A 13588-nucleotide genomic window follows, 5' to 3' on the forward strand; every position below is an offset into this window, starting at 1 on the left:
GCGTCGAGGCGGTCGGCGCGGGCGTCGAGATCGACCATACCGGCGCTGGCGGCGGCGGCGACTTGAACGCGCCGACTCGGGGTCCCGCGCGCGAGCGCGCCTGCAGCGGAACGCCCAAGTGACCGCGAGCCCGAGTTCCTGCGAATGAAGCGTCCCAGCTACCGGCGGTTCGCCCTGTTCACCACGGCCCTGACCGGGACCCTGGTCGCGCTCGGCGTCTACACCGCGGCGACAGGCTCCGGGCTGGCCTGCTCCCAGCAGTGGCCGCTGTGTGACGGGGGTGTACTGCCACAGACGATCCCGAGTTTCATCGAGTGGTTCCACCGCCTCGTCGCGATGATCACCGGGCTCGTGCTCGTCGGCGTCGTCGCCGCCGCGTGGCGCGGCGAGCAGGACCGCCGGACGGCGCTGTACGCCACGGCGGCGCTCGTGCTGCTCCCGTTCCAGATCTCGGTGGGGGCGATCACGGTGACGCTCAACGGCGCGATCCCGTGGGGGTACTCGGTGCCGACCCACGCCGCCCACCTGCTGTTCGCGCTGAGCATCTTCACCGCGCTGACGCTGGCGACGATCACCGCCTACCGCGGCCACTACGAGCGCTCGCTGTTCGACCGGAGCCGGCTCGCCGTCGGCGCGGCGCTGCTGTTGATCCCGACGAACTTCCTCGTCAGCCGGGTCAGCCCGCTGATCGAGTACGGGCCGCCCGCACAGGGCGCGTTCGCGCTGACCGCGCTGGCGTCGTTCGCCGCGCTGGTCGCCGCCGCCGTCTGGCTGCCCGACACGTCGCTCGCCCGCTACCGGCCGGGCGTGTTCGTCGCCGGCGCCGCGGTGTTCCTCGTGACGCTGCTCGGCCGCGATCTGGTGGTGTACACCGACGAGGCCCGCCTCGTGAACGGCCTGCTCTACCTCGTCGCGTTCGTCGCCACCGCCGTCGTCGCCTACGCGGCCCGCGAGGGCGCCGGCGAGGAGCGACACTCGCTCGCCTGAGTCGGGAGGTCGGCGCCGGTCCGACAGTCCAAACGCTCTTCTCCCCGCCCGCGCAGCTATCGGCCATGCAGCGGTCACGCCGCGCCGTGCTCGCCGCCGTCCCGGTCGCCCTCGCGGGCTGTGGCCGGTCGCTCCGGGAGAACACGGTCCCCGGCGGCCTCCACCTCCGGAACCGCCGAACCGATCCGGTGACCGTCTCGGTCCGCGCGGCGCTGCTACCCGAGCTCGAAGGGGGCGACGGCGGCGGTGTCGGAATCACGGAGTCCCCGACGGCGACGCCCGAGACACCCCGCGACGCGGATCTCGAGGAACCGGACGTGACCGGCGAGTACCGGGTTCAGGCCGAAAGCGAGCGCATGGTCCCCGATTTCTTCCCGCGAGCGGGGCGCTGGGCGTTCGAGGCCGTTGTCGAGTCCGAGAACGGGGGCGACGGCGACCGCACGCGGATCGTACTCCACGCCGCGCTGCCCGGGCCGACGGGCGCCGACACCATAGTGGTCACCGTCAGACAGCAGCGCGTGACCGCGCGAGCGACCACCGTCGACTGAGAACTAGACGAAGTCCGAAAGGCCCGCCTGTGAGTCGTCCGCCTCCTCTTCCTCCTCCGGCTCCGGTTCCGCCGCGTCGTCCTCGGGATCGGACTCGGCGTCGCCGGGTTCGGCCTCGGCGGGCTCGCCCTCTCGGTCGGGGAGTTCGCCCGCGAACGCGCCGCCGGCGTGCTCCTCCAGTTCGTCCTCCCGGAGCTCTTCGGCGTCCTCGACGATCCCCTGAACCTTGTTGGTGGACTCGCCGCTGCCAGAGACCGCCGCGAGGTCCTCCTCGTCGAACTCGAAGTACGCCGTCACGGCGACCGTGAGCTCGCGGGGCTTGCAGTGGTGGATCATCGCCGAGAGGAACGGGAGCACCTCCCGCCGGGCGGTCTCGATGCTCAGCCCGCCCGAGACGGCGATCTTCCGGCAGATCTCGTCGATCGTCGCGTCGGAGGAGGGCCACATCTGGGGGCGGCCGCCGTACTGGGTCCAGCCGCCGTAGGTGCCGTCCCGGGAGGCCGCGACGCCCGCGGCGACGTTGTCGGTGACGTAGCGCCAGTAGGAGTAGTCCTGCGTGGCCTGCACGCGGCCGAGCCAGCGGTCGGCGTTGGCGATGAACTCGTAGGCCCGAACGGTCTCCTCGGGATCGTACACCTTCATCACCTTGTCCTCGACCCACGCCGTGAGGTCGTCCGGCGTCTCGTCGGCGTCGTAGGCGACGTGCAGCGCGTCCTGTGCGCTCTCCTCCTCCTTCAGGATCGCGTCGAGGACGGTGAAGATCCCCGCCGTGGTGTCGCGGTCGCCGGTGACCACGTCCTCGACGGTGAGGTGGTCCTTCCCCTCGGCCGTCGCTTGGAGGTCCTTCACCGCGCCGCGGAGGTCGCCGCTGTTGGCGTCGGCGATCCGCTGGAGCGCGTCGGAGTCGAACTCGATCCCCTCCTTCCGGCAGATGTCACGCAGGACGGGGACGATCGAGCGCGCGGACACGTCCCGGAACTCGATGTCTTGGCAGGCGTTCCGGAGCCCGCGGCTCATCTCGTAGAACTCGTTTGCGATCAGGACGATCGGCTGGTTCGCCTCCTTCACCAGCTTCGTGATCGCTCCCGCGCCGCCGCGGTCGTAGTTGCCGTGGATGTTGTCGGCCTCGTCGACGATGATGAGTTGGCGGCCGCCCTCGTCGGTGGAGTCGCCGCCGAGGGTCTCGTTGCGCGCCGCGCGACCCGCGAACCGCTCGATCTTGTCGGCGGTCCGCTGGTCGGAGGCGTTGAGTTCGACCGTCTCCCACCCCATGTCCGACGCCAGCGCGTGGGCCGCGGATGTCTTCCCCACGCCGGGGCTGCCGTAGAGGATCACCGCCTCCCGGTGGTCGTCCCACGTCCGCCCCCACTCCTCGAAGGCGTCGCGGGCCTTGTCGTTCCCCCGGACCGCCGAGAGCGTGTCGGGCCGGTAGGACTCGGTCCAGTCAGCCATTACCGGAGGGAGGTGGCTGCGGTGGTTAGTTGTTCCGGAGGCTCACTCTTCGTCGGCGGCGGTCGCCGGCAGCGGCAGTTCGACCGCGACCGGATGAACCGTTCGGTGGTGCGTTGTGTGCAAGCGCCCCTCACAGCCGAGGCAGACTTTTTCAGTTCCCCGCCGTCCACCCGAGTATGTTCCCCGCAATCATCGAGACCGAGCGACTCCGGCTGGAGCCGCGGACGCCCGAGTACGTCGACGTGCTCGAACTGTACGACCACTGCCGGGCGGACCACCCACACATCGACGAGATCACCGAGTACCTGCCGTGGGAGCCACACCCCCACCCGAAGGAGACTGCGGAGTTCCTCGAACGCGGCGCGTCGATGCGCGAGGAGCACGAGGGTGCCGACTACGTCATCCGACCCAAGGAGGGCGAGGACGGGGCGGGCGAGATCGCCGGCTTCGGCGGCCTCACGCTCGACTGGGAGACCGACAGCGCCGAACTCGGGACGTGGTTCCGCAAGCCGTTCTGGGGCCGTGGCTACTCGGGCGAGCGCGCGCTGGCGCTGGCGGAGCTAGCGTTCGAACACCTCGATATCGAGGTGCTGACGGTGACCCACGACGCCGACAACGAGAAGTCGGAGCGGGCGATCGAGAAGTACATCGATCGCATGGGCGGCCGCCGCGAGGGGACGCTGCGGAACTTCCACAACGACGGCGACAGCCCGGTCGACGCCGTGCGCTACAGCATCACGCAGTCGGAGTATCGCGACGCCGACCCCGACCAGGAAGTGACGTTCCGCGACGGGGACGGGGAGGCGTGGCCGTGAACGGACTGTTCCCCGAGACGGTGCTGACTGACCGCCTGCGGCTGGAGCGGCTGGGCCCCGAGAACCCCGGCCCGTCGACGTTCTACGAACACACCCGGGAGGCGGCGCCCGACATCGAGGAGACCACGGAGTACGTCTCCTGGAGCCCGAACCGGACGCCGGCCGCGGGCGTCGAGTTCCTCGAGAACGCCGCCGAGTCCTGGGAAGCCGGCGAGGGGGCGACGTACGTCGTCCGGCCCCGCGAGGGCGAACCGAATGCGGGGGCGTTCGCCGGCACGACCGGACTCGGGCTGGACTGGGACCGAGACCGGGGCGAGCTCGGAATCTGGCTGCGAAAGCCGTTCTGGGGGCGGGGGTACTCCGGCGAACGGGCCGACGCGCTGCTGGCGCTGGCGTTCGAGCGGCTCGACCTCGAACTGGTCGGCGTCTCCCACCTCCCGGAGAACGAGAACTCCGAGCGCGCGATCACGAAGTACGTCGAGCGCCACGGCGGCCGGCGCGCGGGACGGTTCCGGAACCGCCTCGCCGACAGCGACGGCGCCGTGCACGACGCGGTCGAGTACTCCGTGAGCCAACGGGAGTGGCGCGCGGCCGACGGCGCCGAAACCGCAGTCGAGTTCCGGTAGATCCCCTCAGAGCTCCCGGGCGACCATCTCGCCCCAGTGCTCGAAGCCGTGGCGCTCGTAGAACGCACCCGCCCGATCGTTCTCCCGATCCACGTCGAGCACGAGTCGATCCAGTGGGAGGTCCTGCTCCCGGGCGAGATCGACGGCGGCGTCCATCAGGTCGTCGGCGACGCCGGTCCCGCGGTGGGCGGGCGCGACGTAGATCTCGTTCAGCACCGCCGCGTCCCAGATGAACCGGTGGGACTCGGGCAGGACGAACACGTAGCCGGCGACGCCCTCCTCGTCGAACGCGACCGTGACACACCGCGAGTCGGCGTCGACGCAGCGCTCGACCCAGTCGAACCACTCCTCACGGTACTCGCGATCGAGCTTCCCCTCGTACTTCGTCTGTTTCTCCTCGCCACCGGTGCCGCTGCCGAGGCCGAGTTCGAAGGCGCGCTTGCAGTCCCACAACCCCTCCGCATCCCCGGGTTCGTACGGGCGGATCTCCATGGGCGTGGTGGCGCCCGACCGCTGTTGAGGCTATCGCTCTCGCGAGTCCGGGCGCCTGCGGTTCAGCGCCCGCGGGTCTGCCACGAGCGCACGCTCACCGTCGTCGCCGAGATTCCGACGAGCATGAGCTGCCAGCCCGCGGTCACCAGCGGGAACACGCGTTCGACCGGCCCCTGATCCTCCTGCCACGGAGTCGGGTCCGCACCGGTACTGTACCGCGTATTGTCGGTGGTCGACGGCCGCGAAGTCTCCTCGGGCGTCGGCGAGAGGTCGACGAACGTCTGGACGATCCCCTCCGTCGTCGAGAGCTTCAGTTCGCCGTCGACCGTGTAGAACTGGTCGTGGAGCGGCCAGAGGGCGTTGACGCCGTTGGTGACCATGTCCGGCAGGATCCCCCCGGCGAGCAGCGCGACGACCGCGACGCCGGCGACGTAGGGCGCGTTCGCCCCCCAGTGCTTCCGGAGCCACGAACGGTCCCGGTGGCCGTCGGCGTACACTGCGGCACCGAGCAGCGCGGGGAGGACGAGCGTGTGGAGCGCGGATCGGTGGGCGCCCGCGATCACCGGGGCGAGAAAGGAGTCCAGATCGGGGACCGCGGCGGCGACCAGCACGACCGCGATGGCTCTCGGCGTGAACCGATCGCCCAGCAGCGCGGCGCCGACGAGGCCGCCGACGGCGACGTGGACCAGCGTCGAGGGCACGCGTGTGGGTGAGCGACACACGGGTATAGCGTTTGTGTCGGCCGCGGCGACGACCAACAGCCCGCGTGGGTGGCGGCGCGACAGGACAGCGTTCAAGGGTCACTCGCCCCCTCGGAGGGGTATGGACGAACTCGACACGCCGGTGCTGGACAACCACCTCCACCTCGACCCCGAGCACGGACAGGGGATGGACGCCGTCCGGGACTTCGAGCGACTGGGCGGCACCCACCTGCTCGTGGTGAACAAGCCCTCGTGGCACCTCGGGCCGGTGCCGAGCGAGCAGGGCGACTTCCGGCGGGCGTTTGAGGCGACGCTCGACGCCGTCGCCGACGCGAACGAGATCCTGCCCGGGAAGGCGTGGCCCGTGCTGGGCGTGCATCCCGGGCTGATCAGCCACCTGCTCGATGAGGGGTACAGTCCGGAGGAGGCCCGGGACCTGATGCAGTCCGGGCTGGATCTCGCGGCGGAGTACGTCGACGACGGGCACGCGCTGGCGCTCAAGACCGGGCGCCCCCACTACGAGGTCAGCGACGCGGTGTGGGACGCCTCGAACGCGGTGCTCAAACACGGACTGGAACTGGGCGCCGAGCACGATTGCGCCGTCCAACTCCACACCGAGGGGACCGACGACCTGACCGAGGTCGCCGAGTGGGCCGAAGCGCGCGGGCTGCCGGCCGAGAACGTGGTGAAGCACTACGCCGGCGGCGAGCTCGCGGGGCCGACGCCGAGCGTGATGAGCGAGAAGGAGCGCCTGCTGACGGCCGCCGAGGCGGGCGAGCCGTTCCTGATGGAGACGGATTTCGTCGACGACCCGGACCGGCCGGGCGCGGTGCTGGGACCGAAAACCGTCCCGCGGCGCGTTCGGTGGCTGCTGGCGGAGGGCCACGACGACGCGGTTGCGACCGCCCACGTCGAGACGCCGAAAGACGTGTACGGCATCGACACCGAGGCGACACTCGACCGGGACGAGTAGCCCGCTCGTCCGTGTTACAGGGTATCTCGGTCGGTGTAGCCGATAGGAAAACCCTTTGCGTCGTGGGGGAGCACATGGGGGCATGACCGACGAAGACGAGCCGGTGGAGACGTTCTACACCGAGGAGCGCTGGCAGAACTGGATCGACCGCCTACGGGAGGAGGACTTAGACCTCGAAGATGAGGACTCCGCGCGGCTCCTGATGAACCTCCAGGAGGACACCGCCATCGCGGTCGCGAAGGTGATCGAATCCTACGAGGACGGTACGATCGACGAGGAGCGCGCCCACGACGAACTCACGGAGATGCAGGAGATCGTGCTCGCCGAGGCGCCCCTCGAGAACGAGGAGAAGGCGATGCTGGTCGAGAGCGTCCAGATGAGCCTCGAAGTCGTGTTCTACGCCGCCCAGGAGTACATCGCCGCGGGGGCGGCCGATGAGGCGAGCGTCGAGGAGTACATCGAGGCCGCCGCCGACGCCGAGGCCGAGGAGGACATCGACACCGCGGTCGGCTACATCGTCCAAGCCGGGACGCGTGTGATCGACGGCGACGAGATTGATCCCGCGCTGGCCGACGAGATGGAGTACGGGCTGGTCGCGGAGTGGGTAAACGGGCTGGAGTCGCTGCAGAACGCGCTGGCGTCCCCCGAAACCGTCGAAGAAGAGGACTGACGGCGCACCTTTTTGCGTGACCAGCGTTTGGGTGGGGGTATGGAGTTCCGGGGTGACGACAGGGGGCAGTCCGTCCAAGTCGGGGCGATACTGCTGTTCGGCATCCTGATCGTCCTGCTGGCGACGATCCAGACGACGGTCATCCCGGGACAGAACGCCGCCGTCGAGTTCGACCACAGCCGGGCGGTCCAGTCGGACATGCAGGACCTCCGGAACGGGCTGTTACGAGCCAGCAGCGGCGACGCCGTGCCGACGCGGGTGAAACTCGGGACGACGTACCCGAGCCGGCTGTTCTTCGTCAACCCGCCGCCGGCGGCGGGCCGGCTCCGGACGGTCGGCAACGAGGAGTCGGCGATGAACGTCACCGTCGCCAACGGGAGCGGGCGCGTGACCGTCGTCAGCGACTACGAGAACGCCCGAGAGTACTGGGCTGCCGCCTCCGGGGCTGGCGTCTACAACACTTCGGGGATCGAGTACGTGCCGAACTACGCTCAGTACGACGGGGCGCCGACGACCGTGTACGACAACAGCGTGCTGTTCAACACGTTCGACAACGGCGCCAACCGGACGCTCACCGGCCAGCGCTTGGTGCAGGGGAACACGATCGACCTGCTCGCGCTCCGTGGCGATCTGGCGGAGGGCGGCACCGGTACCGAGACGGTCGACGTGGAGACGCTGAGCGAGCAGCGACGGACTGTAACCGTCAACAGTAGTGCGACCGACCCGCTGTACCTCAACGTCACCTCGCGGCTCTCGGCGGAGGTGTGGAACGACGACCTGCTGGGGAGAACTGCGGTCGCCACCGACACCGGACCCGTGACCGTCGACGGGACCGAGTACCACCGGATCTCGATCAGGCTCGACGAGGGGAGCTACCGCCTTCGCGCCGGCGCTGTCGGCGTCGGCGCGGTGAGCGACACGGTACGCAATCGGTCCACCGAGCCAGCGTACATGGTGGTGACCGACGGGTACGACGTAGTCTCGAACGGGAGCGACGAAACAGGCTCGATCACCGTCGAAGTTCGCGATCGGTTCAACAACCCCGTCACCGGCGCTCAGGTGAACGCGAGCGCCGACGGGAGCTACCTCCAACTCCTGGCGGACGGGAGCGAAACCAACACGACGACGATCCGGACCGACGCCGAGGGGCAGGCGACTGTCGAGTACACCGGCGTCGCGCCCACGAGGGGGGACGCGTGGCTGAACGTCAGCATCGGTAACGAGACCTACGAGGAGTCGGTGTTCGAGGACCTGGCCGTGCCCGAGTTCGCCGTCGGTGGCGGTGACGGCGGCGGTCTCAACCCGGGAACGACGGGAGACCTGATTCTGGACGACGCGTCCAACCCGAACGGGAACAACGTCGATCTGACGTTCAACAACACGATCGGCACACAGGTGAACATCACCACGATCAGACTGAACTTCTACTACTACTCGGGTGGTGGATCCGGGCCTACCGTCGCGAACAGTGTAACCGCCGACGGTACCGAGCGGGCCACGAACGTCGAGATCGGCGGAGACTACCGATCGCTCAGCCCCTCTATCGTCGTGCAACCCAACGACACCGGGACGACGTTCAGGCTAACGTTCGATCGGAGTCCCTCGTCGAGCGGTGGGAACCGCGACTTCTTCGTGTTGAGCCTCGTGTTCGAGGTCGACGGAACCCAGTACCGAGAGACCTACTTCGCGGGACTCTAACGATGTCCACTCGCGCGCAGTCGGAGTCGATCGGCATCATCCTCCTCACCGCAGTCGTCGTCGTCACCGTCGGTACGGCCGGCAGCATCGTGCTCGCCGACGTGGGCGGCGAGGAAACGACGCGGGCGGATCTCTCGGTCGAGATCGCCGACGAGGGCGTTTCGGTCGCCCACAACGGCGGCGAGTCGGTCGCGTTCGACGACCTCCGGGTCGTCGTTCGGCACGGGAACGAGACATGGCGGCCGCCGATGAACGGGAGCGGGCTCCTCGATAACGACAGTAACGCCCGGTTCGACGCCGGGGAGCGGTGGGTGTGGTCCCAGCCCCTCGACACGAGCGAGATCACCGTCGTGCAGGTCTTCGACCGACGGACGGGGACGCTGCTGGCCGAGGAGCGACGCTACCCGACCGTGGAGTCGTCGCTGACGCCGACGGCGACGCCGAACGAAACCGCGACGGCGACGGTAACGGTCACGTCGACCGGAACCCCAACGGCGACCCCGGCACCGAGTGAAACGGCCACACCGACCGACACCGTGGCACCGACCATCGATACGTCGTGGAAGAGTCAGGTCACTGCCGACCGGAACGCCGACGAGGTGAGGATCAGTTCCCTCACCGTGAGTGACGACCGAAGCCTCGACCGCGTCGAGATAACTGTCAAGCAAGACGGCAGCACTGAGGGGACGAGGACGATCACGAGCGGTGTTTCAGGGACCACATGGAGCGCGTCTTCGCCCGTCGTAGTCAGTCTCAAAAACGTCAAGAACAAGCAGTACACGGTCAGCGTGACCGTCTACGACGCCGCCGGGAACTCGGCGACCCAGACCACGACCGTACAGGGCACGAAGTGACGTTCGACACGCGACGTAACGCCTATCGACAAAGCCAAATAGCGTACCGCCCCATTCCGAGCCATGACCACGGTCGGCATCGACGCCGTCGAGATTTGGGCCGGTAAGTGCAAACTCGACCTCCCGGGGACGTTCGCGCCCGAGAAGGACGAGGACCCCGACAAGTACCGCAAGGGGCTGGGGCTGGAGAACTCCTCGTTCCCGGACGTGTACGAGGACATCGTCACGATGGGCGCCAACGCGGCCAAGCGCCTGATGGACCGCAAGGACCTCGAACCCGACGACATCGGCCGCATCGACGTGGCGACCGAGTCCGCGTTCGACAACTCAAAGCCCGTCTCCACGTACATCGCGGGCTGTCTGGAGGAGGTGTACGACGGCGACTTCCACCACGCCAACAAGGGCGAGCGGAAGTTCGCGTGTATCGCCGGCACGCAGTCGATCGACGATGCGTACAACTGGATCAAGGCCGGCCGGAATCGGGGCCGCTCGGCGATCGTGATCGCGACCGACACCGCACTCTACGCCCGCGGTTCCAGCGGCGAGGCGACCCAGGGCGCCGGCGCAGTCGCGATGCTGATCACCGAGGACCCCAGCCTCGTGGAACTCTCGACGGAGCAGGGGTACGGCAGCGCCGACGAGACCGACTTCCTCAAGCCGAACCAGCAGTTCCCGAGCGTCGACGGCAAGCGCTCGATGCAGGTGTACCTCGCCCGGATGCGCGAGGCCGTCGAGGACTTCGAGTCCGTCGCGTGGGACATGCACCCCGACGACTTCGCGTACATCCCGTTCCACACGCCGTTCCCGGGGATGGTCCGGAAGGCCGGCCTGCTCGGCTACCGGCACATGATCCGCGACACCGAGATCGAGGACGACCTCGCCGACGAGATCGGTCGCCAGCCCCGCGAGGGCGAGTTCGAGGACTGGGACGCCTACGAGGCGGCGATTCAGGAGTACATGGACGACCTCAAGCGGACCGACACGTACCAGTCGTGGTACGCCGACACCATCGACCCGACCCTCTCCATCTCCCGGGAGGTCGGGAACTGGTACACCGGCTCCGTCCACGTCGCCCGCGCGAGCGCGCTCAAGACCGCCGCCGAACAGGGTCGGGACCTCGCCGGCGAGAAGCTGCTCGTCGGCTCCTACGGCTCGGGCGCGCAGGCGGAGATCCACGCCGAGACCGTCGCCGACGGCTGGCTGGAGGAGATCCAACAGCTGAACATCGACGAGCAGCTCGGGGACCGCTACGACCTCGACTTCGAGGAGTACGAGCAGATCCACGACGCCCACAACCACGACATGACCGTCGACGTCGAGGAGTTCACCACGCCGGAGGGCGAGTTCGTGTTCGCCGGCCGCGGCCGGATGAACGAGCGGCTGTACGAGTACGTCGAGTAACCGTCACGAACCGAACCGCGACGCCCTGCCTCACTCGGGCAGGCTGATTTCTCCGCCGTCGGCGTACACCGTCGGCTCGCGGAGGATCCCGTCGAGGTGGATCGGCGCCTCCGTCTCGCCGCCGATCGAGGCGTTGTCGCCGATGGCGATGTGGACCGTGCCGGCGGCTTTCTCGTCGAGCAGCACCGATCCGACCAGTTCGTCGACCCCGACGTTGGTGCCGATCCCGAGCTCCGCGACGTTGGTCGCGGCGTCGCCGACCTCCTCGCGGGCGGCGTCTACGTCCTCCCGAACGCCCTCGTCGGAGATGTGGGTGACGTGGCCGTCCTCGACCTCGAACCGCAGTTCCTGTCCCTCGTCGAGCAGCCCGTGGGGCATCATCGTCCCGTCGACGACGAACGTTCCCTCGGCGCTCTCGGGCGCGACGAACACCTCGCCAGCGGGGAGGTTCGAGAAGCTCCCGGACTCGCGGATCATCCCGGTGTCCTCGTGCCACTCGCGGCCGCCGGCAGTGAACGTGATGTCGGTGCCGGCGGGGCTGGTCACCCGGATTTCCTCGGCGTCTGCGACCTGTTCGAGCACGGCCTCGCAGTGCTCGGCGATCGCCTCGTAGTCGGCGTCCAGCCCCTCGACCATCACGCGCTCGGTGATCCCGGGCAGCGTCGCGCCGCGGGCGCCCGCCTCGCAGGCGGCCGAGCGGGCGCGGGTGTGCGAGAGGCTGCGCGTCGTCGGTGCGAGGAAGGCGTCGGCGGCCTTCATCGCCGCCGCGACCGGCTCGGGCGGTTCCTGTCCGTGCTGGTCGCCCGGCGGGTACTGGAGACACGTCGCGTCGTCGGTGGTCTCGGCGGCTACCTCGTACAGCGCCTCCGCGATGGGGCGGCGCTCGTCGTCGGTCACGATCGCGATCGACTCCTCGGCTCCGAGATCGAGACACTGGTGGATCGCCGTCTCGGCGGCGTTGCGAAGATCGGTCACGGTCCGAGTTCGCCCGAGGGCAGAATAGGTCTTGCGACGGGCGGCAGTCGGGCGGAACCGCCGCCTACTTATCGGCTAGCGCCCCAGGTACGGCCATGATCCAAGTCGGTGTGGTCGGCTACGGCACGATCGGGAAACGCGTCGCCGACGCGGTCGTCGCACAGCGCGACATGGAGATCGTCGGCGTCGCAAAGACTTCGCCCAACTTCGAGGCCGAGGCCGCCGTCTCGAAGGGGTTCGACCTCTACGCGGCTATCGAGGAGCGCCGCGAACTGTTCGACGAGGCCGGTATTCCCGTCGCCGGCGATCTCGACGACCTCGTGAGCACGGCGGACGTGATCGTCGACGCCACGCCCAGCGGCATCGGCGCGCAGAACCGCGAGGTGTACGAGGCCCACGACACCCCCGCGATCTACCAGGGCGGCGAAGACGCCGACGTGGCGGACACGTCGTTCAACGCCCGCGCGAACTTCGAGGACGCGGTCGGCGCCGACCACGTCCGCGTCGTCTCCTGTAACACCACCGGACTCTCCCGGCTGCTCGCGCCGCTTCGCGAGGAGTACGGCGTCGAGAAGTCCCGCGTGACGCTCGTCCGGCGCGGCGGCGACCCCGGCCAGACCGGCCGCGGTCCGATCGACGACATCCTCCCCGACCCCGTCTCGCTGCCGAGCCACCACGGCCCGGACGTGAAGACGATCTTCCCCGACATCGATATCGACACGCTCGGGCTGAAGGTGCCGGCGACGCTGATGCACATGCACTCGGTGAACGTCACGCTGGAGAGCGACGCCGACGCCGAGGAGGTTCGGGAACTGCTCGCCGAGGAGTCCCGCCTGTTCCTGATCCCCGAGTACGCGGGCATCGACGGCGCCGGCAAGCTCAAACAGTTCGCGCTGGACGCCGGCCGCTCCCGCGGGGACATCTGGGAGAACTGCATCTGGGGCGAGTCGATCGCGGTGCGGGGGAACGACCTCTACCTGTTCCAGGCGATCCACCAGGAGTCCGACGTGGTGCCGGAGAACGTCGACGCGATCCGGGCGATCACCGACTCGGCGAGCAAGGCCGAGAGCATCGCGACCACCAACGAGACCCTCGGGATGGGACTCGGTCGGACGTTCGAGCGGTAGGTCCCTACTCGGGGCGGTTCGCTTCCAGCGCCTCGACGGCGACCAGCGGTTCGCCCGTGAGCGCGCGGATGTACGCCCCGCCCGCGATCGAGACGTGCGAGAACGCGGTCTCGTCGAGCCCGTACATCCCGATCGCACGGGAGGTGTCGCCGCCGCCGACGACGGAGAAGCAGTCGGTCTCGGCGATCTGTTCGAGCACCCCGACGGTGCCGTCGGCGAAGCGGTCGTCCTCGAACACGCCCAGCGCGCCTTTCACGAATACCGCCTCG

Annotated in this window: 15 protein-coding genes; 10 read left to right on the forward strand and 5 right to left on the reverse strand. The window is 68.9% G+C overall.

The genetic code is table 11. The annotated features are described in order from the left end of the window. The first annotated feature begins 144 nt into the window (after positions 1-144). Complete coding sequence (locus ACFR9S_RS10660) at positions 145-987, forward strand: COX15/CtaA family protein (protein WP_379818603.1); 843 nt, start codon at positions 145-147, stop codon at positions 985-987. A 65-nt stretch (positions 988-1052) separates the two neighbouring features. Next, the gene (locus ACFR9S_RS10665) at positions 1053-1535 is read left to right on the forward strand and encodes a hypothetical protein (RefSeq protein ID WP_379818605.1); all 483 of its coding nucleotides are present in this window, start codon (positions 1053-1055) and stop codon (positions 1533-1535) included. A 3-nt stretch (positions 1536-1538) separates the two neighbouring features. Here ACFR9S_RS10665 and ACFR9S_RS10670 read toward each other — a convergent pair whose 3' ends face one another. Continuing rightward, positions 1539-2987, reverse strand: a complete 1449-nt coding sequence (locus ACFR9S_RS10670; RefSeq protein ID WP_379730910.1) for a replication factor C large subunit — start codon at positions 2985-2987, stop codon at positions 1539-1541. Positions 2988-3163: 176 nt separating this feature from the next. Between ACFR9S_RS10670 and ACFR9S_RS10675 the strand changes: the two genes are divergently transcribed. Together ACFR9S_RS10675 and ACFR9S_RS10680 are read left to right on the forward strand one after the other, a co-directional pair. After that, positions 3164-3802: a GNAT family N-acetyltransferase gene (locus tag ACFR9S_RS10675; protein ID WP_379730911.1), complete on the forward strand. Its 639-nt coding sequence runs from the start codon at positions 3164-3166 to the stop codon at positions 3800-3802. After that, positions 3799-4428, forward strand: coding sequence for a GNAT family N-acetyltransferase (locus tag ACFR9S_RS10680; protein WP_379730912.1), 630 nt, complete (start codon positions 3799-3801; stop codon positions 4426-4428). Before ACFR9S_RS10675 ends, ACFR9S_RS10680 begins: the two co-directional genes overlap by 4 nt. 6 nt (positions 4429-4434) lie before the next feature. Here the strand turns inward: ACFR9S_RS10680 and ACFR9S_RS10685 are convergent, their stop codons facing one another. Further along, positions 4435-4920: a GNAT family N-acetyltransferase gene (locus tag ACFR9S_RS10685; protein ID WP_379730913.1), complete on the reverse strand. Its 486-nt coding sequence runs from the start codon at positions 4918-4920 to the stop codon at positions 4435-4437. 62 nt (positions 4921-4982) lie between these two features. Beyond that, positions 4983-5621 carry a metal-dependent hydrolase gene (locus tag ACFR9S_RS10690; RefSeq protein ID WP_379730914.1) on the reverse strand — a complete coding sequence of 213 codons (639 nt, stop codon included), beginning with the start codon at positions 5619-5621 and terminating at the stop codon, positions 4983-4985. Positions 5622-5742: 121 nt separating this feature from the next. Between ACFR9S_RS10690 and ACFR9S_RS10695 the strand changes: the two genes are divergently transcribed. From ACFR9S_RS10695 to hmgB, 5 genes are all read left to right on the forward strand, one after another. Next, complete coding sequence (locus ACFR9S_RS10695; protein ID WP_379730915.1) at positions 5743-6594, forward strand: TatD family hydrolase; 852 nt, start codon at positions 5743-5745, stop codon at positions 6592-6594. Between the two features lie 82 nt (positions 6595-6676). Next, positions 6677-7264 (forward strand): DUF2150 family protein, encoded by a 588-nt coding sequence (locus ACFR9S_RS10700; protein WP_379730916.1) that lies wholly within the window; start codon positions 6677-6679, stop codon positions 7262-7264. A 39-nt stretch (positions 7265-7303) separates the two neighbouring features. Beyond that, a complete protein-coding gene (locus ACFR9S_RS10705) occupies positions 7304-8962 on the forward strand; it encodes an Ig-like domain-containing protein (RefSeq protein ID WP_379730917.1) in 1659 nt (552 codons plus the stop codon). A 2-nt stretch (positions 8963-8964) separates the two neighbouring features. Then, positions 8965-9816 carry a type IV pilin gene (locus ACFR9S_RS10710; RefSeq protein ID WP_379730918.1) on the forward strand — a complete coding sequence of 284 codons (852 nt, stop codon included), beginning with the start codon at positions 8965-8967 and terminating at the stop codon, positions 9814-9816. Between the two features lie 63 nt (positions 9817-9879). Next, positions 9880-11217: a hydroxymethylglutaryl-CoA synthase gene (gene hmgB, locus ACFR9S_RS10715; RefSeq protein WP_379730919.1), complete on the forward strand. Its 1338-nt coding sequence runs from the start codon at positions 9880-9882 to the stop codon at positions 11215-11217. 30 nt (positions 11218-11247) lie between these two features. On the opposite strand, the gene ACFR9S_RS10720 is transcribed toward hmgB, so the two are convergent. After that, positions 11248-12192 (reverse strand): aminopeptidase, encoded by a 945-nt coding sequence (locus ACFR9S_RS10720; protein WP_379818607.1) that lies wholly within the window; start codon positions 12190-12192, stop codon positions 11248-11250. Positions 12193-12287: 95 nt separating this feature from the next. Between ACFR9S_RS10720 and ACFR9S_RS10725 the strand changes: the two genes are divergently transcribed. After that, positions 12288-13319, forward strand: coding sequence for a type II glyceraldehyde-3-phosphate dehydrogenase (locus tag ACFR9S_RS10725; RefSeq protein ID WP_379732058.1), 1032 nt, complete (start codon positions 12288-12290; stop codon positions 13317-13319). Between the two features lie 4 nt (positions 13320-13323). Here ACFR9S_RS10725 and pgk read toward each other — a convergent pair. Then, positions 13324-13588 (reverse strand): phosphoglycerate kinase (gene pgk, locus ACFR9S_RS10730; protein WP_379818609.1); only part of this gene is annotated, 265 nt, incomplete at its 5' end.

This window comes from Halolamina salina (genome assembly GCF_042678005.1).
GTDB lineage: Archaea > Halobacteriota > Halobacteria > Halobacteriales > Haloferacaceae > Halolamina > Halolamina salina.